Source organism: Jannaschia marina, from assembly GCF_013404595.1.
GTDB classification, from domain to species: Bacteria; Pseudomonadota; Alphaproteobacteria; order Rhodobacterales; family Rhodobacteraceae; genus Jannaschia; species Jannaschia marina.
In genome coordinates this window covers 59,818-86,130 of sequence record NZ_JABVAX010000003.1, presented here as the reverse complement: position 1 = coordinate 86,130, position 26,313 = coordinate 59,818, and the positions used below count along the sequence as shown (strand labels likewise).

At 68.6% G+C, this 26,313-nt stretch carries 25 protein-coding genes; 10 read left to right on the top strand and 15 right to left on the bottom strand.

Going from position 1 to position 26,313, the window contains the following annotated elements:
- The first annotated feature begins 62 nt into the window (after positions 1–62).
- The 4 genes from HSX43_RS06775 to HSX43_RS06760 all read left to right on the top strand — a co-directional run bounded on the left by HSX43_RS06775 (position 63) and on the right by HSX43_RS06760 (position 4,560).
- Positions 63–1,355 carry a hypothetical protein gene (locus HSX43_RS06775; protein WP_235962545.1) on the top strand — a complete coding sequence of 431 codons (1,293 nt, stop codon included), beginning with the start codon at positions 63–65 and terminating at the stop codon, positions 1,353–1,355.
- A complete protein-coding gene (locus HSX43_RS06770; RefSeq protein ID WP_179379361.1) occupies positions 1,352–2,095 on the top strand; it encodes a COG3904 family protein in 744 nt (247 codons plus the stop codon). The genes HSX43_RS06775 and HSX43_RS06770 overlap by 4 nt, the downstream gene beginning before the upstream one ends.
- A 70-nt stretch (positions 2,096–2,165) precedes the next feature.
- On the top strand, positions 2,166–3,020 hold the full coding sequence (locus HSX43_RS06765; RefSeq protein WP_179379360.1) for an SDR family oxidoreductase: 855 nt from the start codon (positions 2,166–2,168) through the stop codon (positions 3,018–3,020).
- Positions 3,013–4,560 (top strand): alpha-amylase family glycosyl hydrolase, encoded by a 1,548-nt coding sequence (locus HSX43_RS06760; protein WP_179379359.1) that lies wholly within the window; start codon positions 3,013–3,015, stop codon positions 4,558–4,560. The genes HSX43_RS06765 and HSX43_RS06760 overlap by 8 nt, the downstream gene beginning before the upstream one ends.
- 12 nt (positions 4,561–4,572) lie before the next feature.
- Here HSX43_RS06760 and HSX43_RS06755 read toward each other — a convergent pair whose 3' ends face one another.
- From HSX43_RS06755 to HSX43_RS06745, 3 genes are read right to left on the bottom strand one after another with little or no spacing between them, the layout of a single operon-like run.
- A complete protein-coding gene (locus HSX43_RS06755; RefSeq protein ID WP_235962544.1) occupies positions 4,573–5,616 on the bottom strand; it encodes a DUF1513 domain-containing protein in 1,044 nt (347 codons plus the stop codon).
- The gene (locus HSX43_RS06750) at positions 5,606–6,544 is read right to left on the bottom strand and encodes an imelysin family protein (RefSeq protein ID WP_179379358.1); all 939 of its coding nucleotides are present in this window, start codon (positions 6,542–6,544) and stop codon (positions 5,606–5,608) included. The genes HSX43_RS06755 and HSX43_RS06750 overlap by 11 nt, the downstream gene beginning before the upstream one ends.
- A complete protein-coding gene (locus HSX43_RS06745; RefSeq protein ID WP_179379357.1) occupies positions 6,541–8,064 on the bottom strand; it encodes a di-heme oxidoreductase family protein in 1,524 nt (507 codons plus the stop codon). The genes HSX43_RS06750 and HSX43_RS06745 overlap by 4 nt, the downstream gene beginning before the upstream one ends.
- Positions 8,065–8,128: 64 nt before the next feature.
- Between HSX43_RS06745 and HSX43_RS06740 the strand changes: the two genes are divergently transcribed.
- A complete protein-coding gene (locus HSX43_RS06740) occupies positions 8,129–8,515 on the top strand; it encodes a hypothetical protein (RefSeq protein ID WP_179379356.1) in 387 nt (128 codons plus the stop codon).
- 9 nt (positions 8,516–8,524) lie between these two features.
- On the opposite strand, the gene HSX43_RS06735 is transcribed toward HSX43_RS06740, so the two are convergent.
- From HSX43_RS06735 to hemN, 12 genes are all read right to left on the bottom strand, one after another.
- A complete protein-coding gene (locus tag HSX43_RS06735; protein ID WP_179379355.1) occupies positions 8,525–8,794 on the bottom strand; it encodes a DUF1289 domain-containing protein in 270 nt (89 codons plus the stop codon).
- An 84-nt stretch (positions 8,795–8,878) separates the two neighbouring features.
- On the bottom strand, positions 8,879–10,150 hold the full coding sequence (locus HSX43_RS06730; protein ID WP_179379354.1) for an imelysin family protein: 1,272 nt from the start codon (positions 10,148–10,150) through the stop codon (positions 8,879–8,881).
- A 69-nt stretch (positions 10,151–10,219) separates the two neighbouring features.
- On the bottom strand, positions 10,220–10,372 hold the full coding sequence (locus HSX43_RS06725) for a hypothetical protein (RefSeq protein WP_179379353.1): 153 nt from the start codon (positions 10,370–10,372) through the stop codon (positions 10,220–10,222).
- A gap of 196 nt (positions 10,373–10,568) precedes the next feature.
- Positions 10,569–12,053 carry a mannitol dehydrogenase family protein gene (locus tag HSX43_RS06720; protein ID WP_179379352.1) on the bottom strand — a complete coding sequence of 495 codons (1,485 nt, stop codon included), beginning with the start codon at positions 12,051–12,053 and terminating at the stop codon, positions 10,569–10,571.
- Complete coding sequence (locus HSX43_RS06715) at positions 12,053–12,820, bottom strand: L-iditol 2-dehydrogenase (protein ID WP_179379351.1); 768 nt, start codon at positions 12,818–12,820, stop codon at positions 12,053–12,055. The genes HSX43_RS06720 and HSX43_RS06715 overlap by 1 nt, the downstream gene beginning before the upstream one ends.
- Positions 12,817–13,821, bottom strand: a complete 1,005-nt coding sequence (locus tag HSX43_RS06710) for an ABC transporter ATP-binding protein (RefSeq protein WP_179379350.1) — start codon at positions 13,819–13,821, stop codon at positions 12,817–12,819. Before HSX43_RS06710 ends, HSX43_RS06715 begins: the two co-directional genes overlap by 4 nt.
- A 32-nt stretch (positions 13,822–13,853) precedes the next feature.
- Positions 13,854–14,687, bottom strand: coding sequence for a carbohydrate ABC transporter permease (locus tag HSX43_RS06705; protein WP_179379349.1), 834 nt, complete (start codon positions 14,685–14,687; stop codon positions 13,854–13,856).
- Between the two features lie 3 nt (positions 14,688–14,690).
- Positions 14,691–15,614: a carbohydrate ABC transporter permease gene (locus HSX43_RS06700; RefSeq protein WP_407929365.1), complete on the bottom strand. Its 924-nt coding sequence runs from the start codon at positions 15,612–15,614 to the stop codon at positions 14,691–14,693.
- 175 nt (positions 15,615–15,789) lie between these two features.
- Positions 15,790–17,079, bottom strand: coding sequence for an ABC transporter substrate-binding protein (locus tag HSX43_RS06695; protein WP_179379347.1), 1,290 nt, complete (start codon positions 17,077–17,079; stop codon positions 15,790–15,792).
- A 95-nt stretch (positions 17,080–17,174) separates the two neighbouring features.
- Complete coding sequence (locus tag HSX43_RS06690) at positions 17,175–18,200, bottom strand: LacI family DNA-binding transcriptional regulator (protein ID WP_179379346.1); 1,026 nt, start codon at positions 18,198–18,200, stop codon at positions 17,175–17,177.
- Between the two features lie 79 nt (positions 18,201–18,279).
- Positions 18,280–20,307, bottom strand: coding sequence for a phenylacetic acid degradation bifunctional protein PaaZ (gene paaZ, locus HSX43_RS06685; protein ID WP_179379345.1), 2,028 nt, complete (start codon positions 20,305–20,307; stop codon positions 18,280–18,282).
- An 81-nt stretch (positions 20,308–20,388) separates the two neighbouring features.
- Positions 20,389–21,729 carry an oxygen-independent coproporphyrinogen III oxidase gene (gene hemN, locus HSX43_RS06680; protein ID WP_179379344.1) on the bottom strand — a complete coding sequence of 447 codons (1,341 nt, stop codon included), beginning with the start codon at positions 21,727–21,729 and terminating at the stop codon, positions 20,389–20,391.
- Between the two features lie 99 nt (positions 21,730–21,828).
- Here hemN and fnrL point away from each other — a divergent pair, with 99 nt between their 5' ends.
- From fnrL to ccoP, 5 genes are all read left to right on the top strand, one after another.
- Positions 21,829–22,560: a transcriptional regulator FnrL gene (gene fnrL, locus HSX43_RS06675; RefSeq protein WP_179379708.1), complete on the top strand. Its 732-nt coding sequence runs from the start codon at positions 21,829–21,831 to the stop codon at positions 22,558–22,560.
- A 93-nt stretch (positions 22,561–22,653) separates the two neighbouring features.
- Entirely contained in the window at positions 22,654–24,264 is a 1,611-nt protein-coding gene (ccoN, locus tag HSX43_RS06670; RefSeq protein WP_179379343.1) for a cytochrome-c oxidase, cbb3-type subunit I, read from the top strand.
- A 4-nt stretch (positions 24,265–24,268) separates the two neighbouring features.
- The gene (ccoO, locus tag HSX43_RS06665) at positions 24,269–25,105 is read left to right on the top strand and encodes a cytochrome-c oxidase, cbb3-type subunit II (protein ID WP_179379342.1); all 837 of its coding nucleotides are present in this window, start codon (positions 24,269–24,271) and stop codon (positions 25,103–25,105) included.
- A gap of 9 nt (positions 25,106–25,114) precedes the next feature.
- Positions 25,115–25,294, top strand: coding sequence for a cbb3-type cytochrome c oxidase subunit 3 (locus HSX43_RS06660; protein WP_179379341.1), 180 nt, complete (start codon positions 25,115–25,117; stop codon positions 25,292–25,294).
- 108 nt (positions 25,295–25,402) lie between these two features.
- Positions 25,403–26,290, top strand: coding sequence for a cytochrome-c oxidase, cbb3-type subunit III (gene ccoP, locus HSX43_RS06655; RefSeq protein WP_179379340.1), 888 nt, complete (start codon positions 25,403–25,405; stop codon positions 26,288–26,290).
- The last annotated feature ends 23 nt before the right edge of the window (positions 26,291–26,313 follow it).

The window sequence follows — 26,313 nt, the reverse complement described above, 5'->3', positions numbered from 1 at the left end:
CTTGCCATCCGCCCCCCCTGCCCCCACTCTCTGACGGTCGAGATGCCAGGGGGGCCAGGACAATGAGCCGAGATACCAAGGGCCTGCGCCACGCCCGCGAGGTCGAACACCACCTCGGGTGGCTCGACAGCTTCACCTCCGCCGCCCTCGGCGTGCTGGCCGTGGCCTCGGGCATCTACACCTACCTCGGCGTGCGCGGGCTCCTGAGCGACGGTGGCGCGCTCTCGCTCTTTGCCGCCGTCGCCTATTCGGCGGCGGTCTCGACGGGCATCTTCGTCTTCTGGTCCTACCTGCTGCGCCTGCTGCCCGCGATGCGGACGGCGGCGACACGGCTCTGGCTGACGCTCGCCATGGTGATCGGCTCGGCCGCGATCGTCGCGATGTCGTCCTGGCTGAACGCGGCGGCCCTCGCCGGGTCGGCCGCGGTGGAGCAGCATCTGGCGCGCACGGTGCAGGACTATCAGGCCTCGCTCGAACGCGCGCACGAAATCACGCTGCAGGGTCAGGCGCTCGCCCTCGACGTCGGCCGCACGCGGCAGGGGTTCGACGACCTCTCGGAGCAGGAAGCGGGCGGCGGCCTGTCGGGTCTGGCGGGACGCGGGGCCGTCTTCCGCGTGCTGACCCAGAAGTCCGACGAACTGGCCGCGCTCGAAGAGCTGATCGCCGCGCAGGAAGGGCGCGTGGCGGCGGCCTTCGCCGAGGGCAACGCGATCCTGAGCCGCATGCGCGCGCTCACGGTCGCCGCCGGGTCGGTCGAGGACCGCTCGGTCGAGTTTTCGGAAGAAGCCGTGCGCCTCACCGGGGTCATCACGACGCTGAGGCAACTGTCGGTCGCCCCCCTCGTCGACCGGGCGGCACGCGATCTGGCGCAATCCGTCGTGCTGCCACGGCTCGACGCGGGCGACGCTGGCGGACAGGCCGCGCAGCAGGCCACGATCACATCGCTCCTCGAAGTGCTCGCGCGGCGGGCCGAAACCTTGCAGACGGCCGCCTCCGAAGTGCTGGCGCTGGAACCGGCGGCGGAGGTCGTCTACACGCCGATCTCCACCGCCGATGCCGTCATCCGCTATGCCCGCAACTTCGCCCCCTCCTGGGCCGGGGCCATCGCGATCGACCTTCTACCGGCCGTGCTCGTGCTGATCGTGGCGGTGGCGCAAGCCGCGATCCGCGTCGGGCGCGACCCGGCGGAGCCGGAGGACGCGATGACCGTGGCCGAACTACGCGCCGCGGTGATCGCCCTGCGCGACATCGACGACGTCGATCCGCGCGGCCCCACGGCGCAAGTCCTTCTCGACGAGGGGCCGGACATTCCGACGGTCAAGCGCGGCCCGCGCCCGCCCGAGGCCGCGGAATGAGCACGCCCGAGACACCGGATGCCTCGCCCGAACGGCGAACGTTGCGATGGCTCCTCGGCGGGCAGATCGTGCTCGCCGTCCTGCTGATCGGGATCGACCTCGCCCCCGGCCTCCCGGGCCTCGTCTCGCCGTCGAGCGCGCCGGAACTCGATGCGCCCACGCGGCCGGGCGACCAGACCCGCCGCTACCGCCCGACCGCGCCGTCGAACCCCGGGCCGGGCGTCTCGTCCGACATGCCGCGCCGCCTCGTGGCCGAGATAACCGAAGCCGGACTGCGACTGCGCGGGGCCATCGCCCCCGGCGACGGCGCGCGCATCGTGACGGAATTGCGGGCCGCCGCGCCCGGGACCGTCACCCTCGACAGCCCCGGCGGCAGCGTCTCGGATGCGCTCGAGATCGGCCGCTTCCTGCGGGACGCCGACGTCACCACCCGGATCGAGGATGGCGCGGTCTGCCTCTCGGCCTGTCCCTACGCATTTGCCGGGGGAACGACGCGGGAGGTTGCGGAGGGTGGACGGCTCGGCGTGCACCAGCACAGCTTCGGTGAATCCACCGTGCTGCCCGCCTTCCTCGCCACCGAGGACATCCAGCGTGGGCAGGCCGAAGTCCTCGCCCACCTCGACGCCATGGGGATCGACCTGCGCATCATGGGGCCGGCGATGGCGACGCCGGCGAACGAGATCTACATCCTCACGCCGCAGGAACTCTCGGACTGGAACGTCGTGACAGCGCCCGAGTGAGCCCCCGACGGAACGCATCGCGCGGCAGGCGGTTGAGGCAGGACACTCCTGCAATTCGAGAGGTTCCAAGATGAACGAGCACGTCAAGATCCCCGCCCAGGCCCAGGATGCGATGCCCGCGGCCGAGCACGAGATGACGCCCGCGCCCGACTACATGCCGCGCCACCCGGGCGTCGGCAAACTCAAGGACAAGGTCGCGCTCATCACCGGCGGCGACAGCGGGATCGGCCGCGCCGTGGCCGTCCTCTTTGCCCGCGAAGGCGCAAAGGTCGCCATCGCCTACTACGACGAGGACCGCGACGCCGAGAAGACGCGCGAATTGATCGAGGCCGAGGGCTCCGAGGCGCTGCTCCTGCCCGGCGATCTGGGAGACAAGGCGGTGGCGACGGCTGCCGTGGACAAGACGGTCGAGCGGTTCGGCGGGCTCGACATCCTCATCAACAACGCCGCGATGCAATGGCTCGACGAAGACCTGACGGAGCTTTCCGAAGAGCGTCTGCGGCGGACCTTCGACAGCAACGTGATGGCGTATTTCTTCTGCACGCAGGCCGCGTTGCCGCACCTGAAGGAGGGCGCCGCGATCGTGAACACCTCTTCGGTCAACGCCTTCGCGGGCATGGGCTCCCTCATCAGCTATTCGACCACGCGCGGCGCGAGCCTCGCCTTTTCCCGCTCGCTGGCCGAAAACCTCGTGGAGAAGGGCATCCGCGTGAACACCGTGGCCCCCGGCCCGATCTGGACGCCCTTCATCCCGGGCACGATGCCGGCCGAGGCGGTCGAGGACTTCGGCTCCAAGGTTCCGATGGGCCGCGCCGGGCAGCCCTGGGAAGTGGCGACGAGCTTCCTCTTCCTCGCCTCCTCCGACGGCAGCTACTTCAACGGCCAAACCCTGCACCCGAACGGGGGCATGATCGTCGGTGCTTAGGGGCGACTGGCCGAAGAACCCGGCGATCTATCAGGTCTACCCCCGTTCCTTCCTCGACACGACGGGGTCGGGCGAGGGCGACTTGGCCGGGATCACGCGCAAAATGAGCTGGATCGCCGACCTCGGGGTCGATGCGGTCTGGCTCTCGCCTTTCTTCGTCTCCCCCATGGTCGACGGCGGCTACGACGTGGCCGACCACAAGGCCGTCGATCCCCGCTTCGGGACGATGGCCGACTTCGAGGCACTGGTCGAGGCGGCGCACGGCGCGGGCCTCCGCGTGATGATCGACCAGGTTCTCAACCACACGAGCGACCGGCACCCCCTTTTCCAGGCCGCGATCGCGGGCGACGAGTTCGCCGCCGACTGCTATCTCTGGCGTGACCCGAAGCCCGACGGGACGCAGCCCAACAACTGGCTCAGCCAGTTCGGTCAGCCGGCCTGGACGTGGAACCACCGGCGGCGGCAGTACTACTTTCACCAGTTCCTCGCCGTGCAGCCGAGCCTCAACCTGCGCAACCCGCACGTGCAGGATCTGCACCGTGACGAGATCACCTTCTGGCGCGGCAAGGGCGTCGACGGCTTCCGCTTCGATGCAGTGACGTCCTACCTCTTCGACGAGAGCTTGAAGGACAATCCGCCCGCATCGCCCGAGGTGCAGGACAGGGTCTCGGGCGCGAACTTCGTGCCCTACACCTATCAGGACCATGTCTACGACATGCTGCCCGGCGACGGCGCGGCCTATGCCGAGAAGCTGCGCGACTGGGCCGGGGACGACGCCTATCTGATCGGGGAGAGCACCTCGGGCAATCAGCAGCTGACGCTCGCGCTCGCCTTCACAGAGCCCGGCCGCCTCGATGGGTGCTACACGATCGACATGCCCGAGAAGGGAGCCACGCCGGAGGTCCTGCAGGCGATCTTCGACCAGATCGACGACCCGGCCCGCGTGCCCAAGTGGCTGTCGAGCCACGATCAGCCGCGCCACGTCTCGTCGGCGGGCGACGGCACCGACCGGGACGCACGGTTCTTCGCGCTGATGATGGCGGCGCTTCCCGGACCGTGGCTTCTCTTCCAGGGGGAGGAACTGGGTCTGCCGCAGGCCACGCTCTCGCAGGAGGAGACAGTCGATCCGCTCGATCTGCTCTACTGGCCCGACGGCCCCGGGCGCGACGGCGCGCGCGTGCCCCTGCCCTGGTCGGACGGCCCGAACTGCGGCTTCACCGGCGGCACGCCCTGGCTTCCGATGCGCTGGTCCGACGATCGAAGCGTCGCCGCCCAGTCCGAGCAGTCGATCCGCGGGTTCTACCGCGAGGTCATCGCCGCGCGGCGCGACGCCGGCTGGGGCGACGGGCGGGTGACGGCGCATGGGCTGGAGGACGATCTTCTGACGGTCGAGACCGAGGCGGCGGACACCCGCTGGCGCGTCCGCATCAACTATGGCCCCGAGACCGTGGAGACCGACGACGGCCCGCCGTTTCTGTCGAGCCAGCCCAGCACCGGGGCCGTCATGGGGCGCAGCGTCGCCGTCTGGAAGGCCGGCTGAGGCACCCCACGCTCAGAGCGAGACGAGGTGGTTGTCCCAATTGCACGGGTGCTTCCGCGTGCCCCTCTCCGTCAGGATGCCGCCCAACCCGTCGGTAAAGGCGAAGCCCCCGCCGGCCGCGGTGACGCCGCAGATGTCGGGCCGGTGCAGCAATTCGATCTCCGCGCCGTCCCAGATCGCCGCCCGATTGCCCCGGGGGGCCGTCACGGCGAGGCGCGTGCCGTCCCTGGACCACGCGACCGAACCCACATAGCCCGCGAAGCCGGGGGCGAGATGCGCGCCATACACCGTCGGCGGGCCACCGCGGCGATGCGTGGCGAACATCGGGACCGTCTCTTCCGGGGCTCGCTCCGATTGGAGGCCCATGCCGACTGTGCCGTCCGCCCGCGCGGCAATGTGCCGGATCGAGAGCTTCGGGTCAGGCAGTTCGATCCGCTCCACCACTGCACCGTCGTCGAGATAGGCGAGGTTTGGGCGCATCTTATCGAGGTTGAGCTTCTCGCGCCCGTGCGCCGGGTGCGTCCGGATCCCGCCGTTCGCGACCGCGAGAATCTCCGTCCCCGGCAGGCGGATCACCTCATGCGGGCCGATGCCGCCCGAGGCCACCTCCCCGATGCGCCGATAGCCTGCATCCGCATCCCAGAACCCGATGCGGCCCGCGCCGCTCGCGTAGGCGTTCTCCGTCGTCGCGAGGACGCGCCCGCCGTCGAGGAACGCGCCGTGGCCATAGAAGTGCCGCCCGTCCGGAGCCGCGAGCCGGCGCACGACCTGGCCGTCCGAGCAGTCGAGGACGAGCGCGAAGGTGCCCGGACGGCGCGCGAAGGCGACGGCCTCGGGCCGGGTCGGATGGGCCGCGGCCGCGTGGCCCCGCGCCGTAAGCGGCACGCGGAAAGCGATGTCTCCGCCATCCGTCAGGCCGCAGAGCGCGTAGTCCCCGCTCGGCTCCCGCGCGGCGGCGAGGAAACGCGCCCCGCCAAGGGCCGCCCAGGCCGGGGCGACGGTGCTGGCCGCTCCGGCGGCGAGGAAGAGACGACGCGACCACATCTCAGTCGCCATCCGCCGAATTGAACCCCTGCGCGATGCCGAGGCCCTGACCGATCTCGACGTCGGCGACTTGCCGGATCGCGTCCACCGCCGTCTGCAGCGCCTCAACCCGCAGACGCCCTCCGGGCTCGGCCACCTGGCTCAGATCGGGCGTGTCGACGCGACGCGCGGCGTCGAGCGCGCGGGCGAAGGCGGCGTCGGTCTCGGGCGCGTCGGCCATCGCCGCGGCCAGCTCGCGCATGCCCTCGAGCGCGGCGACGACCATCGCAAGCGAAAGGCCCGACCGCCGCAACTCCGCCCGGGCGGGGCGCGGTTCGGCGAAGGTGCCGAGCGGCGCTCCGAGGCGGCGGTCCGACAGATGCTCGAGCCCGGACATGAGCGCGGTGAAGAACGCGGCCCGCACCTCGCTCTCGTCGAGAAAGCGCGCGTTGCCCGCTGTGCCGGGCGTGCGCATCAGATCGGCGAACCCGTTCGTCCAGCCCGTCTCGATCCGGGCCGCGGTATCGGCAAGATCGCGGGTGAGCGCGCGGGTGAGCGCGCAAGGCTCGGCCTCCGCCTCCCAGATCAGCCGTTCGAGCGCGCCGAGCCCGCGCGCCGCCGCCGAGGCCCGGGCGATGCCCTCCGGCGTCCAGCCCTCCGCCCCGCGCTCGCGCAGGAGCGCGAGGCCCCGCCGCGTCGCATCCCGTCCGTCGGGCCAGAAGAGCACGACCTGTCCCCTGCCCTCTGCCTCGACCGGACCGAGGGTCAGATGCGACATGGCGGCCCATGCGGTCGCCGCCGGCGCGTAGGCGGCCTTGAGCGCATCGACGTCGCAATCCGTCTGCGCCAATGCTTCGGTCGCCCCGGCGAAGGCCGCGACGCGGGGCAGCACATGGTCGTCGAGCGGATTCGCGGCGGCAGGGGCGGTAAGGGCGAGGACGAGGGCGAGCGAGCGGATCATAGCGACTCCAGGAAAGCGATGAGGGCGGCGCGGTCGGCGGGCGGGAAGGCGGCGAAGCGGTCGCGGGCCCCCTGCCCCTCGCCGCCGTGCCAGAGAATGGCCTCGGTGAGCGTCCGCGCGCGCCCGTCGTGCAGGAACTGCCGCTGCCCCGCGACCTGCTCCGTCAGGCCGAGACCCCAGAGCGGCGGCGTGCGCCATTCGGAGCCGCTGGCCTGCCCGGCCGGCAGACCGTCGGCGAGCCCCGACCCCATGTCGTGAAGCAGGAAATCGCTGTAGGGCCAGATCAGCTGGAAGCTGTCCTCCGGCCGGTCGGTCAGGCGGTGTGTGACGAACTTCGGCACGTGGCACGCCGAACAGCGCGCGTCGTGGAAGAGCGCCTTGCCGCGCAGCACCTCGGGGTCGGAGACGCGCGCGCGCTTCGGCACGGCGAGGTTGGCCGAGTAGAAGGTCACCAGATCGAGGCTCTGGCGCGATACTTCGAAGCCCCCCTGCTCCGCGTCGCGCCCGTCGGGAGCGGCACGGCAGGCGACCTGCGCATCGGTGCAGTCGCCCGCCGGATCGGGTCTTAGCGGCGTGGCGATACCGATGTCGGCGTTGAAGGCATCCGCCGCCTGCTGGCGCAGCGTCGGCGTGGTCGCGCGTACGCCGAAGCGGCCGAGCATTTCGACCTCGTATTCGGGCGACCAGACGAGATGCGGCCGTCCCGACACCCCGTCGCCGTCGCGGTCCTCCGGGTCGGCATAGGCAAGGATGTCCGCCGCCGGGATCGCCTCCACGAGGCCAAGGCCGATCATCTGCGGCGCGACGCGCGGGCTGATCGCCGTTCCGGGGTCGAGCGGGCCGTATGCCAGATCGTCGAGCGACCAGACCGGCCGCCGCAGCGCCACAGTCTCGCCGCCCGCGAGCATCACGCGCTCGGCCTCCTCCCAGGTGACGCGGATGCGCCCCTCGGCCGGGACACCGGCGATCGAATTGTCGGAAAACTGATGGCCGTAGACCGGATCGGGATCCGCGCCGAGGTAGCGGGCGAGGCCCTCCGGATCGGGCACGGGGATGCCGAGGCGGACGACGAGACTGCCGGCGTCGTCCTCGGCGTTGGCCGGCGCATGGCCCCGACCATCCTTGATGTGGCAGTCCTGACAGGAGCGCATGTTGAACATCGGCCCGAGCCCGTCGGAGGCGATGGTCGAGGCCGGGGCCGTGACCCAGAGGCGCTCGAAGAGGCCGTTGCCGACGGCGAAGTCCCCCTCCTGTGCGAAGCTGAGGTTGGCCTGCGGCAGGCTGAACGCCTGCGCGTCCGACCGGCGGCGCACCGATCCGGCACCGCCGGGGTTCGCCTCGAACCGCTCGGCGTGAGAGAAGTCGTCGGGCGGGGCCGTGATTGCCCCGACGCGCGCCGTCTCGGCCTCGGTGCGCGGCTCGATGGAAAGATGCGGCTCGGCGGGCCCATCGGCCACAGCCGGCAACGTCAGAAGTGTCGTCGGGACAATCACGCAGAAGAGGCGACGAAGGGGGTTCATAAGGCTCGCAAAGTTGACTATGTTAGTCGGGTATCAGGAACCCACCGCGACGTATAGGTGCCATTTGGCCGCTCTCCAGCCGCTCCCCGCCGAGACCCGCAGCGCGCCGCCGCCGGCCATCGCGCTCCTCCGTCTGGCCGCCCTCGACTGTCGCGCCGCTCCACGGCAGGCACTCCACGCCTGCGCGGTTCTCGCGCACGAAGCGGGGCCGATCGAGCACTGCATGATGCTGGCCCGTGCCCTGCAAAGCGCGTCGGACCGCCGGTTCGTGCTATGGGAACCGGGATCGGAGGGCCTCTCCTTCGACGAAGGCTGGCTCATGGCGCTCCTCGAGGCGCGCACGCGCGGCGACGGCGACAGCGAGCGGTTCCTGCTGGCCCGCCGCGTGCGCCCGCAGGCCTGGCCGGTGCTGCGGCTCCTCCTCGACGGGATGTGCGACACGCTGCGATAAAGGGGGCTCTCACCCGGCCTTGCGCACCACCGAGGGCACCTTGCGCCCCTTCTTGAGCGCGCGCTTCAGGTAAGCGGGCCGCCAGTGCGCGTAGCGCCCCATGGCCGACTGCTGCGCCATGACGAGCGCGATGAAGCCCTCCATCCGCGAGGGCTTCTTGAGCGATTTCCCGACCTCTTTCTGTGCCTTCGTCATCGAGCAGCCGATGCAATGCGCTCCGGCCGGACCGGTGCGACGGAACTTGCAGACGCCGATGCAGGGAGAGGACAGTTTGGCCATGCGAAACCTCTTTCGCGAAGATCGTCGGGCATCCGACGACAGGTAGCGGCCGCGCCCCGGCTTTCGAGGCGCGGCCAAGGGTGGCTATTCGAAGACGGCCTCGGGATTGTCGAGGCTGTCGGAGCCCTCGAAGGCGATCTCCTCCTCGCCGAGTGCGGCGACCGCGCGCTCGATCTCCCGCGTCTGGGCCACGAGCCCGTCGATCGCGGCCTGAATGAGCGCGCCGCCCGCTTCGTTGTCGGGGTTGAGCATCATGTCATACTTCAGCCCCGCCTCCGCGGCGAGCTTCATCTCGGTCATCTCCATCTGGGTGACGTCGAGCGCCGCGCCGAGCGCGGCCGCGACGTCCGGATCGCTGGCGGCGACGAGATCGCGGAGCGAGGGGCCGGAGGTCACCGTGCCGTCCACGCCCACGTAGGAGCCGTTATAGACGTTGCGGATTCCGAGCGCGTCGTAGAAGTGGTCGTTATGGGTGTTGTCGGCGAAGCAGGAGTGTTCCTCCTCCGGGTCGTTGAGCAGGAGGCCCAGCTGCATCCGCTCGCCCGCCTGCTCTCCGTAGGAGAGCGAGCCCATGCCGGTCAGGATGCGGTTCACCCCGTCGGCGTCGGCCATGATCTCGGCGCGTGCCTCGCCGCCCTCGGCCCAGGCCTCGGCCATGAAGGTGAGATCGCTGACCAAAAGGTCGGTGGCGGCCTTGAGGTAGGCTCCGCGACGGTCGCAGTTGCCGCCGGTGCAGGCGTCGCCCGCGGCGTAATCCGTCCACGGCCGCTGGCCCGCGGTCGCGTCGTAGGCCCCGAGATCCTGCCCCCAGAGCAGGAACTCGATCGCATGATAGCCCGTCGCGACGTTCGCCTCGGCCCCTCCGGCCTCGTGCAGCACATCGGCGAGGAGCGCGGGCGTGATCTCGTTCGCGTCGACCTCCTCGCCCGAGAGCGTGAACGTCGCGTTGGCGATGACGTTCAACCCGGCGGCCGGGTTCTCGTCGTAGCCCTCGGTCGGGGCGCTGCCCTCCGCGGAGACATAGTCGATCAGCCCCTCGTCGAGCGGCCAGGCGTTCACCTTGCCCTCCCAGTCGTCGACCATCGGGTTGCCGAAGCGATAGACCTCGGTCTGCTGGTACGGCACGCGGCTGGCGAGCCAAGCGTCGCGCGCCGCCTGCAGCGTCTCTGCCGAAGGTGCGGCAAGAAACGCGTCGACGGTCGTCTGCAGCGTCTCGGCGGTGGCGAGGCTGTCGCCGTAGGCCGCCGCCGCGATGTCGGCGTAGGTGGTCAGAACGGCCTCCTCTGTCGCATGGCCGTCGGCAACGGCCGGGGCCGCGAAGGCGGTGCACAGGAGTGTGGTCGTCAGGTATCGCATGGTCTCTCCAAAGGTTGGCAGCGAGTGGGTCGCGCGGTCGGTGATGCGGAAACGGCCGCCGTCACATCCTCATCGCGGAGCGGCATCCAGCCGGTCGAGAAGCGCCTCGACCTGAAACTCGATCGGCACCTGGCCATCGAGAAGCATCCGGATCAGGGCTCCCCTCCGGACCTCGGCCGGAATGGGGGACGTCTGTTTCTGCGGGGCCGTCGGTCTCTGCACGTCGGGTCCTTCGGAAAGAGGGGGCTGTCTGTCCGGCTGGTCCGAGGGATCGGATTGGCTCCGTCAATTCTGACCAATTAAATCAGATAAAGCAAGCCAAGAGAAAAGTCGCCACGCCAAGCCCCGGATCGCGCACCGGTGGCGGCGCGAAGATGGCATGACGGAAACGGCGCGGCGACGGGGCTGGCCCGCGTGGTCAGGCGGCGGCGTAGGCCGCGAGCGTGGCGCGCACGCCGTCCGTTTCTAGGCGCGTGCAGGCGCTCTCGAAGGCCGACACGAAAGCGGGGCGCAGATGCGCCGCCCCGTAGATGTCGGACTGCCCGAGCCAGGCCTCCGGCCGGTCGCGCGCGGCCCGCGCCGCCGAGGCGAGGCTGTCCCAATTGGGATCATTCGCCTCGATCCGGCTGCCGTCCTCGCGGGTGCCGCGGCACATGCGGCACCAGAGCGCCTCCACGAGGGCGAGCCCCGCAACATCCTCCCCTGCGTCAAGACGGTCACTCAGGATCGGCAGGACGAAGCCCGTGTGCCGGGACGAGCCGTCGAAGGCGACCCGGCGCACGGTGTCGCGGATCTCGGGGTTGGCGAAGCGCCGTTCGATCAGCGCGAGATAGTCGCCCGGCGTCACCCCGGGCACCGGGTCGACATGGGGCAGGATCTCCTCGACCTGCACCTTGCGAAAGAAGGCGCTCAGATCCGCGTCGGCCATGCAGTCGGCGATGGTCGGAATGCCCAAGAGCTCGCCCGCATTCGCGAGCACCTGGTGACCTGCGTTGAGGATGCGGATCTTCATCGACTCAAAGGGATGCACGTCAGCCGTGAGCGTGGCCCCGACGACCTCCCACGGGGGGCGGCCGGCGCAGAAGTCGTTCTCGATGACCCATTGGCGGAAGGTCTCGTGCGTGACCGGGGCCGCGTCCTCCACCCCGAGCGCGCGCGCGCGGGCGATCTCCGCCGGGCCAGTCGCAGGAACGATGCAATCGACCATGGAGTTCGGGAAGCACGCCGCCTCCTCGATCCAGTCGGCGAGGGACGGGTCGCTCAGCCGGGCGAGGCCGAGCACCGTGCGGCGCAGAACCACGCCGTTGTCGCGCAGGTTGTCGCAGGATTGCAGGGTGAAGGGTGCCTGCCCCGCCGCGCGCCGGTTCCGCAGGGCCGCGACGATGGCTCCGAAGGCGGTGCCGGGCCGGTCTGGCGTCTCGGCGTCCTGCCGGATTTCGGGATGCGTCGGATCGAAGCCACCCGCGGCGTCCTGATAGTAGCCTCCCTCCGTCACCGTGAGCGAGACGATGCGGATCTCCGGGTCGGACATGGCGGCGATCAGCGAGCGATTGTCGGGCTCCACCGGAAGGAAGTCGATCATCGAGCCCACGACCTCGGCCGAAGTGCCGGAAGGGTCGAGTTCGATCAGCGTCGTCAGACAGTCCTGCGCCAAAAGCCGCTCCCGCATCCGCACGTCGCCCCGCCGGACGCCTGCGCCGATGATCGCCCAGTCGTGGGCAAGCCCCTGCTGCATCAGACGGTGGAGGTACCAGGCCTGATGCGCGCGGTGGAAGTTGCCCGTGCCGATATGGACGATACCGGCCGTCAGCTTCGACCGGTCGTAGGTCGGGACGGAGATGCCCGGGGGAAGCGCGCCGAGCGTCGCATCGCTCAGTGCCACCGGAGAGACATGCCTGTTCATCAGCTCATCCACTGCCCGCCATCCACGTTGTAGCATTGGGCGACGACGTATTCGGCCTCGTCCGAGGCGAGGAACACGGCCATACCCGTCAGATCCTCCGCGCGGCCCATCCGGCCGTAGGGCACACACGCCGCGACTTCCTTCTTCTTCTGGCCCGGCGCCTTGCCCTCGTATTTCGCGAAGAAGGCGTCGACACCGTCCCAATGCTCACCGTCGACGACGCCAGGCGCGATGGCGTTGACGTTGATGCCGTGGGAAATGAGGTTCAGCCCCGCAGACTGGGTGAGCGAGATCACCGCGGCCTTCGTCGCGCAGTAAACGGCGACGAGCGGCTCACCCCGGCGGCCAGCCTGGCTCGCCATGTTGATGATGCGCCCGCCCTGCCCCGCGGCGATCATGTGCCGCGCGACCGCCTGCATGGTAAAGAGCGTGCCGGCCACGTTGATGCCGAAGACGCGGTCGTAGTCGGCACGCGTGATCTCGACGAGCGGCGCGGCCGTGAAGAGGGCCGCGTTGTTGACGAGGATGTCGATGCCGCCGAGGCGACGGGCGGTCTCGGCCACCGCCGCCTCGATGCTGTCCTGATCGGAGACGTCCATATGCACCGCCTGCGCGCCGATTTCGGCGGCAGCGGCCTCGGCCCGGGTGATGTCGATGTCGGCGATCATCACCTCCGCGCCCTCGCGGCGGTAGGCCCGCGCGAAGGCAAGGCCGATGCCCCGAGCGGCCCCGGTGACGAGGGCGCGTTTTCCGTGCAGCCGGCTCATGCCATCCGCTCGCCCGCAGCGTCGAACCGGTGCAGAAGATCCTCGCGCGGCGTCATATGGATGGTATCGCCATTGCGGAAGCTCACCTCGCCCGTCGCCCGCACCGTCAGCGTCTCGGCGAGGCCAGTGTCATGGACATAGAAGAACGTGTCCGAGCCCAAATGCTCGGCCACCCCAACCTTGCCCGTCCACGTGCCCTCGCTCGCGCTGACGGCAATATGCTCGGGGCGGATGCCGATGGTTTGCGCGCCGTGCTTCGCGGCCTCCTCACCGGTGATGAAGTTCATCGTCGGCGAGCCGATGAAGCCCGCCACGAAGAGGTTGCGCGGCGTTCGGTAGAGCTCGAGCGGGCTGCCGACCTGTTCGATGTGGCCCGCCCGCAGAACGACGATCTTGTTGGCCATGGTCATGGCCTCGACCTGATCGTGGGTGACGTAGATCATCGTCGTCTTGAGCCGCTCGTGCAGCTCAGAGATTTCGAGCCGCATTCCCACGCGCAGGGCGGCATCGAGGTTCGAGAGCGGCTCGTCGAATAGGAACGCCGTCGGCTGGCGCACGATGGCACGGCCGATGGCGACGCGCTGCCGCTGCCCGCCCGAAAGCTGGCCCGGGCGCTTCTCGAGATAGTCACCGAGGTTGAGGATCGACGCCGCGCGGTCGACCGCCGCGTCGATCTCCCCCTGCTCCATCTTGGCCATGCGCAACGGGAAAGCGATGTTCTTGCGCACCGACATGTGCGGATAGAGCGCGTAGGTCTGGAAGACCATAGCGAGACCGCGCTTCGACGGCGAGACCTCGGTCACGTCCTCTCCGTCGATGAGGATGCGGCCCGAGGTGGTCTCCTCCAGCCCGGCGATCAGGCGCAGGAGCGTGGACTTGCCGCAGCCCGAAGGCCCGACGAAGACCGCGAATTCCCCGTCCTCGATGGTGAGGTCGAGCGGCGGGATGACCTCCGCGTCCCCGAAGGACTTGGTGACGTTTTCCAGAACGATGCGTCCCATGATCTTTTCCTTTGCCCGCGCGGCGCGGATTTCTATTTGACGGCCCCGAAGGTCAGGCCCTGAACGAGTTGCTTCTGACAGAACCAGCCGAGGACGATGATCGGCCCGACGGCGGCGGCGGAGACGGCGGAGAGGCGCCCGAAGAACAGCCCCTCCGGCGCGCGGTTGCCCTCGATCAGCTTCGAAAGCGTCGCGGCCTCCGTCGTCGTCAGGCGGACGGTCCAGTAGGCCTCGTTCCAGCAGAAGATGAAGCACAGGAGCGCCGTCGAGACGATGCCGCCCCAGGCGAGCGGGATCAGGATCTCGCGGATCTCGCCCCATGTGCTGACGCCGTCCATCTGGGCGGCCTCGATGATCTCGCGCGGGATCTCCTTGAAATAGGTGAAGAGCATCCAGATCACGATCGGCAGGTTGATGAGCATGAGCACGACGATCACCATGAAATGCGTATCGAAGAGACCGACGCTCTTGGTGATGTAGGTCATCGGGTAGAGGACCGCCGCCGCCGGCAGCATCTTGGTCGACAGCATCCACATCAGTACGTCCTTGGTGTGGCGGCTGGGATTGAAAGCCATGGCATAGGCGCAGGGGATACCCACGGCGAGCGCGAAGGCGGTGGCGAAGACCGAGGTGATGACCGAGTTCCGGGCGAAGCGCCAGTAGTCGTAGTTGTCGGTCATGTTGAGATAGTTATCGAGCGTCGGCGTGAAGAAGAGCAGGTACTGCGGCTTCACCGCGTCGGCGTCCGTCTTGAAGCTGGTCAGGACCATCCAGAAGATCGGGAAGAAGAACAGGAGGGCGACGATCCAGGCGAGGGTCGCGCGGCTGATGCGTCCCGTCCTGGAGCTTTGTGCGACGATGGCCATGGGTCACTCCATCAGGGTCTTGCCGATCATCCGCAGAAGGAAGATCGCGACGATATTTGCGAGGATCACGGCGAAGATGCCGGTGGCGCTGGCCGCGCCGATGTTGTTGTTGGCGAACTCGCCGATCAGATACGGCAGGTTCTTGTTGCCGTTGCCGCGGCTGACGATCTCGATCTCCGCGTAGAGCGACAGGTGGAAGATCGCCTGGATCATCACGACGATCGCGATGGGCCGACCGAGGTGCGGCAACGTCAGGAACCGGAACTGCGACCAGGCTCCCGCCCCGTCGAGGATCGCGGCCTCCTTCTGCTGCTGGTCCTCGGACTGCAGCGAGGTCATGAAGATGAGCACGGCGAAGGGCGTCCACTGCCAGGTCACCATGATGATGACGGCATAGGCCGAGGTCTGCGTCGCGCGGAAGGAGATGGGCGAAAGCTCGGGCCAGAGGCCGAAGAAGGCTCCGAGCACCGGCAGGTTCTGCAGATCCCGGATCAGGGCGTTGATCCCGTCGACGGCGATGCCCTGAAGCCCGAGCACCGGATCGAGGATCATGTTGATCCAGAGCACCGCGTTCACCGCCGGCATCACGAAGAAGGGCGAGATCAGCAGGACGCGCACGATCCCGCGCCCCGGGAAGGCCTTGTTGATGAGAACGGCGATCAGCACACCGAGGATGACGGTCAGGAACAGGATCGAACAGACGATCAGCAGGCTGTTCTGCACGGCGAGGAGGAAATCCTTGTTGCCGAGAACGAAGTCGTAGTTGCCGAACCCGCGCCAGTTCTCGATCGAGGGCGTCGTCCATTCCGGACGGCGCAGGCTGTTGAGCACATAGCGGATGAAGGAGAAGAAGAGCGTCATCCCGAGCGGGATCAGCATCCAGACGAGCAGTAGCACGACGGCCGGGCTCTGAAGCAGGCGTGGCATTGTTCGTTTCGACATGATCCTATCCCTCCGGTGAAACGGCAGTTTCACCAAACGTCGCCGGTTGCGTCCATGCGGTCGGGTGATGCGGCGCGTCCCTGCCTGTGGATTGGGACGCGCCGCGGGAGGAAGGGGCCGCCGCATCGGCGGCCCGTTCACTGTCCGTGGAGCGCAGGTCTCAGTAGCCCGCTTCCTCCATGATCGACTCTGCGGCGGCCTGCGATGCGGCCAGGGCCTCGTCGACCGATTTTGCGCCCGAGAGGGCCGCGGCCATCTCCTGCGCGACGGCGGAGCCGACTTCCGGGAACTCCGGGATCGCCGCGAACTGAACGCCGACGTAGGGCTTCAGATCGGTCGCTTCGGGCGCGGCCGACTCGATGGCCGCAAGCTCGGCCTCGGCGAAGGCGGCGACCTCCTGGAATTCCGGGTTGGCGTAGGTCGAGGCGCGCTGGCCCGTCGGAACGCTGGCCCAACCGAACTCCGGGTGATCGGCGACCGCCTGGACATAGTCCTTGGAGGTGGCCCACTCGATAAACGCCTTGGCCTCTTCCGCGTTCTCGGTGCCCGACGGCACGGCCATCGCCCAGGCCCAGAGCCAGTTGGCCCCGACCGGGTTGCCGGCGTTCGGCGACTGTGCATAGGCGACGCCGTCGACCTCGAGGAAGGACGCCGCGATCGTGGCGTCGATCCACATGCCGCACTTGCCTTCGTTGTAGAGCGCGAGGATCTCGTTGAAGGAGTTCCCTTCCGAGCCCGGCGGGCCGTAGTTGCCCAAGAGATCGACGTAGAACTCGATCGCGGCCTTCCACTCGGGCGAGTCGATCGTCGGCTGGAAGTCGGCGTCGAACCAGGCCCCGCCGAAGGAGTTCACCATCGTCGTGATGAAGGCCATGTTGTCGCCCCAGCCGGGCTTGCCGCGCAGGCAGACGCCGTAGACGCCGTTCTCGGGATCGTGGATCGCCTCGGCGGCGGCCTTGATGTTCTCCCAGCTGTCGTTGTCGCTGATCGAGACGCCGGCCGCGTCCATCAGGTCCTTGCGGTACATGACCATGGAGCTTTCGCCGTAGAACGGCGCGGCGTACATCGTGCCCTCGTGCGACAAGCCCGCACGGATCGCCGGCAGGATGTCGTCCGTGTCGTAGTCGTCGCCGAACTCGAGCGGCTCGATCCAGCCGGCCGCGCCCCAGATCGGCGCTTCCTGCATACCGATGTTGATGATGTCGTACTGCCCGCCGCCGGTGGCGGTGTCGGAGGTCACCTGCTCGCGCAGGACGCCCTCTTCGAGCGAAACCCAGTTGAGCGCGACGCCGGTCTCCTCGGTGTAGGCCTCGGCCACCTTCTGCATGTTGATCATGTGACCGTTGTTGACGATCGCGATCGTCAGCTCTTTCGCGTGGCCGTCCGCAAAGACCGGGCCCGCGACAAGCGACAGCGCCGTCGCTGCACGAAGTGCGTGCTTGATAGACATCCGACTCCTCCCTGATTTGGATGTTATGGCGAGACGCTACTCTCGGGGTCCGCGCGCCGTCAATAAATTTTTTACGCGCGATAATTTTTTTCCTATCACGCCGAAGCCCGCATGATGAGCTTGCCCTCGAAGAGCGTCGTCTCCGCGGGGGCCTCGCCGCCCTCGACGAGATCCATCAGCGTCTGCACCGCGTGCCGCGAGACAGAAGCGTAGTCCTGCGCCACCGTCGTCAGCGGTGGGCAGGTGAAGCGCGAGAACGGATGGTCGTCCTGCCCGGCCACCCGGATCGCCGCGCCCTCGTCGCGCCCGACCCGAAGTCCGCGCTCGTAACAGGCGGCGAGAAAACCGATGGCGAGCCGGTCGTTGCTGCACAGGACGGTATCGGTCGCGAACCGGCGCGCGTCGAGCGCGGCCAGCCCGCCCTCGTGGCCGATCTCCTCGAAGGCCCAGCCCGATCCGGGCACCGACACGACATGGGGCTCGAAGCCGCGGACCTCCATCGCCTCGACATAGGCCTGGCGGCGCTTCTTGGCGTTCGGGTTCGCCGGGGTGGCCATTTCGAAGAAGCTGGGCGGCTCCGCCGTGCGGCAGAGGTATTCCACGATGAGGTTGGTGAACTGCGGATTGTCCGAACCCACAAAGGGAGCCCCGACGCCCGGCAGGCTGCTGTCGAAGAGGACGGTCGGCACGTCGGTGCAGAATTTCTCCACGGCGGCACGATCCGAGGCGCGCCCAAGCGGCGCGAGCAACACGCCCGCCGGTTTGAGCGACCGCAGCCCGTCGAGGATCTCACCTTCGAGCGCAGGATCGCCGTGGGAGCTGTAGAGCGTCGGGCGATAGCCTGCGTCGATGCAGCGCTGTTCGATATTGCGGGCGATCTCGGCAAAGAACGGGTCGGCCAGATAGGGCACCACGATGCCGACGTTCTTCGTCAGCTTCCGGTTCTGGTTCATCGCATAGATGTTCGGGCGGTAGTCATGCGCCTTGAGCGCCGCCTCGATTCGCTCGCGGGTGGAGGTCTTGACGCTCTCCGGGTCGTTGAAGAACTTCGAGACCGTCGGCCGCGACAACCCGATCGCCGCCGCGAACTCCTCCATGTTGCGAATGGTCTTGGTGCTCATCTGCCCACCTTTTTTACAAGGGCTAACGAGGCAGCGGTTAAAACTCAACACGCAGTTGGCGCGCGCAAATTTCCGTTCTTTACGCGTCCGCCCGTGCAACCATCGTCAGAAGCTCATAGGTCGCGACCTCCGCGTTCTCCGCGTCGAGCACCCGCGCGTGCCAGCGGACTTCGCCGTATTCGGGCACGCGGGGGTGCCGCGCCATGACGGTCAGTTCGACGCGGATCCGCGTGCCGGGCACGACCGGCTTCAGGAAGCGCAGCGCGTCGAGGCCGGTGTTCGCGAGCACGGGACCTTCCGCCGGCTCGACGAAAAGCCCGGCCGCGAAAGACAGGAGCAGATAGCCATGGGCCACGCGGCCCGGGAAGAACGGGTTTCGACGGGCGGCGGCCTCGTCCATGTGGGCATAGAAGGTATCGCCGGTGAAATGGGCGAAGGTCTCCAAGTCTTCGAGCGTCACCTCCCGTGCGTCCGTCGTGAGCGACAGGCCCGGCGTCAGGTCGTCATAGCGCAGGCGGAAGGGATGCGTCTTCGCAGGCGTCCTCGGTGCACCCGGAACCCAGCGACCGGTCACGGCGGCAAGGTGCGCGGGGCTGCCCTGCACCGCCGTACGCTGCATGAAATGGGTCACGCCGCGGATGCCACCCAGTTCCTCGCCACCGCCCGCGCGGCCCGGTCCGCCGTGGACCATATGCGGCATGGGGGCCCCGTGGCCGGTCGATTCCGCCATCGCGTCGCGATCGTTGAAATAGAGCCGCCCGTGCCAGGCCCCCGCGACTTCCACGACACGACGCGCAACCTCCGGGTCGTGCGTGATGACCGAGGCCACAAGGCTCCCGCCCCCGCGGTTGGCGATGGCGACGGCATGATCCAGATCGCGGTACGGCATGAGCGTGCTGACGGGGCCGAAGGCTTCGACGCCGTGGACGGCGCGTGCCGCATCGGGATCATCGCAGCGCAGGAGCGTCGGCGCGACGAAGGCGCCGCCCGCGACGCCTTTGCCCAGAGGCTGGGTTACGCTCCCGAATGCGAGCGCTGTCTCCGACCGCAGGGTCTCGACCTTTGCGAGCACGTCGGCTTTCTGCGCTCCGCTGACGAGAGCACCCATCCGCACGTCCGCCTGGCGGGGATCGCCCACCGTCGTCTTGGCAAGCCGCGCCGACAGCGCCTCGGTCAGCGCGTCGAGATGGGTCGCGGGCGCGAGGATGCGGCGGATCGCAGTGCATTTCTGCCCGGCTTTCGTCGTCATCTCGCGATGCGCCTCCTTCACGAAGAGGTCGAACTCCGGCGTGCCCGGCGCGGCATCGGGGCCGAGGATCGAGGCGTTGAGGCTGTCCTGCTCGGCCGTGAAGCGCACGCCCGCGCGCAGGAGCTCCCCATGGGATCGCAGCTTCAGCGCCGTCTCGGCCGAGCCGGTGAAGGTGACCGCATCCTGCGGCCCGAGGTGATCGAGCATGTTGCCGAGGCCGCCCGCGACCATCTGCAACGCACCCTCGGGCAGCAGACCCGCTTCGAGGATCATCCGCACGCAGGCTTCGGTCACGTAGGAGGTGGCCGTCGCGGGCTTCACGATGCTCGGCACCCCGGCAAGGAGCGCGGGCGCAAACTTCTCGAGCATCCCCCAGACGGGAAAGTTGTAGGCGTTCACATGGACGGCGACGCCCCGCAGCGGCGTCCAGACGTGCTGCCCGAGGAAGCTGCCGTCGCGCGAAAGCTGCTCGACCGCGCCATCGACGAGGACCGTGTCGTCGGGCATCTCGCGCCGGCCCTTGGAGGCGTAGACGAACATCGTGCCGATGCCGCCGTCGATGTCGAAGAGATGGTCCTTCGCGGTCGCGCCGGTGTCGTAGGACAACTCGTAGAGCGCCTCGCGCCGGTCCTGCAGATACAGCGCCAGCGCCTTCAGGAGGCGCGCGCGATCGTGGAAGGACATCTGCCGCAGAGCCGGGCCGCCGCGGTCGCGCGCGTAGGCCAGCATCGCGGCACTGTCGAGCGGGGCACCGCCCGCGCGCGCGATCTGCGCTCCGGTGATCGCGCTCTCGATGGGGCGGGCATCTGCGCCCGGCCCGATCCAGCGCCCCGCGGCGAAGCTCGAAACATCCAGCATGGGCCGGCCCTCCTCCCGATCCGTTTCGGAAGGTATTATCGACCGATCGGTCGGCTTTGCAAGCGGTGCGCCCGCAGGGCGTCAGACGGCGAGGCTGTGACGGCCCTCGTCGGCGATGTAGGCGTCGATCTCCATGGCGATCATCCGGGCCAGATACGCGTTCTCCCGCGGCAGCCGGATCGCGCCGCCAGGCAGCTCGTCGATCGCGGCACGCCAAGGCGCAACGGCTGCTCCGAGCAGGCCGCGCACCCGTTCGGGACGCGAGAACTCCGCCGGATCGACCGCGAGATCGCACAGCAGCCGCTCGATCATCGCCCCGCGCAGCAGGTCGTCGGCGCTGAACCGGTGCCCGCGCGCGGCGGCCAGCCGGCCGTCGGCGATCCGTGCGGCCCAGGCCGCTGTATGGGCCGCGTTCTGCACGTAGCCGTGGGGCAGACGCGAGATGGACGACGCTCCGAGACCGACGAGCGTGGGGCTCGCGTCGGTCGTATAGCCCTGGAAGTTGCGATGCAGGACGCCTGCCGCCGCCGCACGAGCCATCGGATCGTCGGGGCGTGCGAAATGGTCGATGCCGACGGCGACGTAGCCCGCCTCCTGCAGGGTTGCGGCGGCGCGGGCGGCGAGATCGAGCCGCTCGACCGGCGTGGGCAGCGTGTCCTCCTGGATCATCACCTGGCGCTTCGACGCCCAGGGCACATGGGCGTAGCCATAGAGCGCAAGCCGGTCGGGGGCCATTTCGAGCACGATGTCGAGCGTCCGGGCGAGCGACTCGGACGTCTGGTGCGGCAGGCCATAGAGCAGGTCGATATTGAGACTGCCGACGCCCCGGGCACGCGCCCCGTCGACGACCGCACGGGTCTGGGCGATGGATTGCGGCCGGCCGATCGCGGCCTGCACCTCGGGCTCGAAGTCCTGCACGCCGAGGCTCGCCCGGGTCATGCCGGCGGCGGCGAAGGCATCGAGACGGGCGTCGTCGATCTCGGTCGGGTCGATCTCGACCGACATCTCGGCTCCTTCGGCGCGGGGAAACCGGGCGTCGAGGCGGGCCATCAGCTGCGCCAGCAGGTCCGGCGGCAGCATCGTCGGCGTCCCGCCCCCGAGGTGCATGTGGCTGACCCGGCGCGGCCGGCCGATGGCGTCGGCGACGAGGTTCACCTCACGCATCAGGATGTCGATATAGGGAAAGAGCGGCGCATCCGTCTTGGAACCTTGCGTCCGGCAGGCGCAGAACCAGCAGAGCCTGCGGCAGAACGGCACGTGCACGTAGAGCGAGATCGGCTCATTCGGCAATCGGCCGAGCCAGGTGCGCGCCTCGCTCTCGCCCACGATGCGGGAGAACTGGGTCGCCGGCGGGTAGGAGGTATAGCGCGGCGCGCGGGCGGCGAGGGCGCGGGCGGTCAGCTTGGGATCAACCTGTGTCATGTTGCCGCCCTATCCCGGGACGGTCCGGTCGTCCTTGATGCAGGTCAATCGACATGACAGGTTGCGATGACACAACCACACTTCAAGGGGTTCAACGGGATGTCTCGGATCGACCTCGACCTTGCGAAGCAGTCCTGCGCGGGCTGCCCGATTCGCCACCGCGCGGTCTGCGCGACCTGCGAGCCCGACGAGCTCGACCAGCTCGAGGCGATGAAGTCGTACGGCACCTGGTCGGCCGGCGAAACCATCGTGCTCGAGGGCGAGAAACTGCCCTTCGTGGCCTCGGTCGTCTTCGGCTGCGCCACGCTCACGCGCTCGCTTGAGGACGGGCGGGTGCAGATGCTGGGGCTTCTCCTGCCCTCCGATTTCCTGGGCCGTCCGGGCCGCGGAACCGCCCCCTACGAGGTGGTCGCCGCCACCGACCTGACGCTCTGCATGTTCGAGCGCGACGCCTTCGAACGCCTGATCGAGGACACGCCGCACCTGGCGCTTCGCCTTCTGGAAATGTCGCTCGACGAACTCGACGCGGCGCGAGACTGGATGCTCCTCCTCGGGCGCAAGACCGCGCGCGAGAAGGTCGCCACCTTCCTCGCCTACGTCCTGAAACGCGCGTCGACGGCCCATGGCCCGCTGCGGGCCGACCTGCCGCTCAGCCGGGGCGACATGGCGTCCTATCTCGGCCTGACGATCGAGACGGTGAGCCGGCAGATGACGGCCCTGAAACGCGAGGGCATCATCGATCTCGAGGGCAAGCGAGGACTTCTCTGCCCCGACATGGCGGCGCTCCTGATCGAGGCCGGGGACGACGACGACGGCGCGGTCATCGCCTGACCGCGCGTCAGCGCACAGAGGATTGATTCAAGTCAAGGACCGGCTCCGAGAGCCCGTGGCATCCGTCCTTTCGAACGACCGGAAGGAAGACAGATGAACTCGGACGTCCTCAAGCTGGTGGCCCTTGGGTTGCTGGTTCTTTTTGCCGCCATCGCCGCCGATTGGGCCCGCGATGTCGCCTACATGGTCCACGCGATCATGATAATGCTGATCGCTGCGGGCCTGTTCGTATGGACCCTCAGGACAATGCCCGCGATGGGAGCCCCGATCGAGGCCAGACCGGCACCGACGGGCTATATGGACGGTCCCGTCCGCGCCGGTGTGATCGCCACGGCCTTCTGGGGCATCGCCGGCTTTCTCGTCGGCACCTTCATCGCCTTCCAGCTGGCCTTCCCCGGGCTCAATTTCGACTGGGGCCAGCCCTTCACCAACTTCGGACGCCTGCGCCCGCTCCACACGAGCGCGGTGATCTTCGCCTTCGGGGGCAACGCGCTGATCGCGTCGTCGCTCTACATCGTGCAGCGCACCTCGGGCGCGCGGCTCTGGGGCGGCAACCTCGCCTGGTTCGTCTTCTGGGGCTACAACCTCTTCATCGTGCTGGCGGCGACGGGCTACCTGCTCGGGGCCACGCAATCGAAGGAATACGCCGAGCCCGAGTGGTACATCGACCTCTGGCTCACGATCGTCTGGGTCGTCTATCTCGCCGTCTTCCTCGGCACGGTTCTGAAGCGGCGCGAGAAGCATATCTACGTCGCCAACTGGTTCCTGCTGAGCTTCATCGTGACCGTCGCGATGCTGCACATCGTCAACAACCTGGCCATCCCCGTCAGCCTCTTCGGCTCGAAGAGCGTGCAGGTCTTCGCGGGCGTACAGGACGCCATGGTGCAGTGGTGGTACGGCCACAATGCCGTGGGTTTCTTCCTGACCGCCGGCTTCCTCGGGATGATGTACTACTTCGTCCCGAAGCAGGCCGAACGGCCGGTCTATTCCTACAAGCTCTCGATCATCCACTTCTGGGCGCTGATCTTCCTCTACATCTGGGCGGGTCCGCACCACCTGCACTATACCGCGCTGCCCGACTGGGCCTCGACGCTCGGCATGGTGTTCTCGGTGATCCTGTGGATGCCGAGCTGGGGCGGCATGATCAACGGCCTGATGACGCTCCAGGGCGCATGGGACAAGATCCGTACCGACCCGATCATCCGGATGTTCGTGGCCTCGCTCGCCTTCTACGGCATGTCGACCTTCGAGGGTCCGATGATGTCGATCCGCGCGGTCAACAGCCTGAGCCACTACACCGACTGGACCATCGGCCACGTCCACTCCGGCGCACTCGGCTGGAACGGCCTCATCACCTTCGGCGCGCTCTACTTCCTGACGCCGCGCCTGTGGGGCCGGAAGCAGATGCACAGCCTGGCCGCGATCAACCTGCACTTCTGGCTCGCGACCGTCGGCATCGTCCTCTACGCGGCGTCGATGTGGGTGACCGGTATCATGGAAGGCCTGATGTGGCGCGAGGTCGACGCGAACGGCTTCCTCGTCAACTCCTTCGCCGACACCGTCGATGCCAAGTTCATCATGTACATCGTACGGGCTCTGGGCGGGGTGCTCTACCTCGCGGGGGCCGGGGTGATGGTCTGGAACATGTGGATGACGATCCGGGCACCGCGTGCCGCGTCCGCCGTCGCCACCCCTGCGGAGTAAACGAATGACCAAGGATCCGAGAAACCCCGACTACGACCCGGCCGACGACCCCAAGGTCGTCACCGCCGGAGAGGGTGTCACCGAGGGCAAGGTCCCCAACGAGCTGCCGCCCGAAACCGAGACGATCACCTTCCACCAGCGCCTGGAGCGCAATGCCACGCTCCTGCTCGCCGCCTCCTTCGCGGTGGTCACGGTGGGCGGGATCATCGAGATCGCTCCGCTCTTCTGGCTCGAGAATACGATCGAGAACGTGGAGGGGATGCGCCCCTACAGCCCGCTGGAGCTGGCCGGGCGCGAGATCTACGTGCGCGAGGGCTGCTATGTCTGCCACAGCCAGATGATCCGGCCCATGCGCGACGAGGTCGAACGCTACGGCCACTACTCGCTGGCGGCCGAGTCGATGTACGACCACCCGTTCCAGTGGGGCTCGAAGCGGACGGGGCCCGACCTCGCCCGCGTCGGCGGCCGCTATTCGGACGAATGGCACGTCGACCACCTCCTCGACCCGCAGAGCGTCGTCCCCGAGAGCGTGATGCCGAAATACGCCTTCCTCGCCGACGCGCGGCTCGACCCCGAGCAGATCGGCGATCTCGTGGCCACCCACGCCTTCGTCGGCGTGCCCTACGACGACGAGATGATCGACGCGGCCGTCGCCGACGTGCGGGTGCAGGTCGATCCCTTCGGCGACACCGACGGGCTGCTCGAGCGCTACCCGGGCGCGCAGGTCCGCAACTTCGATGGGCTCGACGCGCTGACCGAGATGGACGCGCTCATCGCCTACCTTCAGATGCTGGGCACGCTGGTCGACTTCTCGACCTTCACGCCCGACGCCAACCGGTAAGGGGCTGACATGGAAACCTATTCCTTCCTGCGCGAACTCGCGGACAGCTGGGTCCTGCTCGCGCTGACCGTCTTCTTCCTGGGCGTCTGGGTCTGGGCCTTCCGGCCGGGCTCCCGCGCGCTGCACGACGATGCGGCCCACGTCCCGTTCCGCCATGACACACCCTCGGACGAGGAGGACGCCCCGTGACGACCGACCGCAAGACCCCGCGCCCCGCGACGGCGAAAGGCCCCGTGCCCTGCGCGAAGGCCTGCCCCGGCTGCACCTGCAAGCCCCCCCTCCCGAAGGAGACCCGAAATGGCTGACAAGACCCGCATCGACCCGACCACGGGCGTCGAGACCACGGGCCACGACTGGGACGGGATCGAGGAGCTAAACACACCCCTGCCGCGCTGGTGGCTCTGGACCTTCTACGGCACCATCGTCTGGGGGGTGATCTACGTGATCCTCTTTCCGGCCTGGCCCCTCGTGACGCAGGCCACGGGCGGCGTTCTCGGCTGGTCCTCGCGCGGTGAGGTCACCGCGGATATCGAGCGCGTGAACCTGTCGAACGCCGAACTGACCGAGAGCCTCGCCACGGTCGACCTCGCCGTGCTGGACGAGAACGGGCCGCTGCACGACTTCGCCGTCTCCGCGGGCGAGTCGGTCTTCCGCAACAACTGCTCGCAATGCCACGGGGCCGGAGCGGCCGGCGTCGCCGCGAGCGGCTACCCGAACCTGCTCGACGACGACTGGCTCTGGGGCGGCACGCTCGAGGACATCGCCTTCACCGTGCGCCACGGCATCCGCAACGAGGAGGACGGCGAGGCCCGCTTCTCCGAGATGCCCGCCTTCGACTGGCTGGAGGAGGAGCAGATCACGGCCATCGCCGCCCACGTGCGCAGCCTTTCGGACCTCGAACACGACGCCGCGGTCGCGGCCGAGGGTGCGACGCTCTTCGTCGAGAACTGCAGCTCCTGCCACGGCGACGACGGGCGCGGCGACCGTGAGGTGGGGGCCCCGAACCTCGCCGACGCCATCTGGCTGCGCGGCAGCAGCCAGGAGGCGATCGAGGCGCAGCTGATCGCGCCCCGTCACGGCGTCATGCCCCCCTGGGGCGAGCGTCTGGGCGAAGCCCAGGTTCGCGCCGTCTCGGCCTATGTCCACGCCCTCGGCGGCGGGGAAGAGCAGGTCTCGGGCGACTGAACCAACAACCGCGCGCGCGGCCG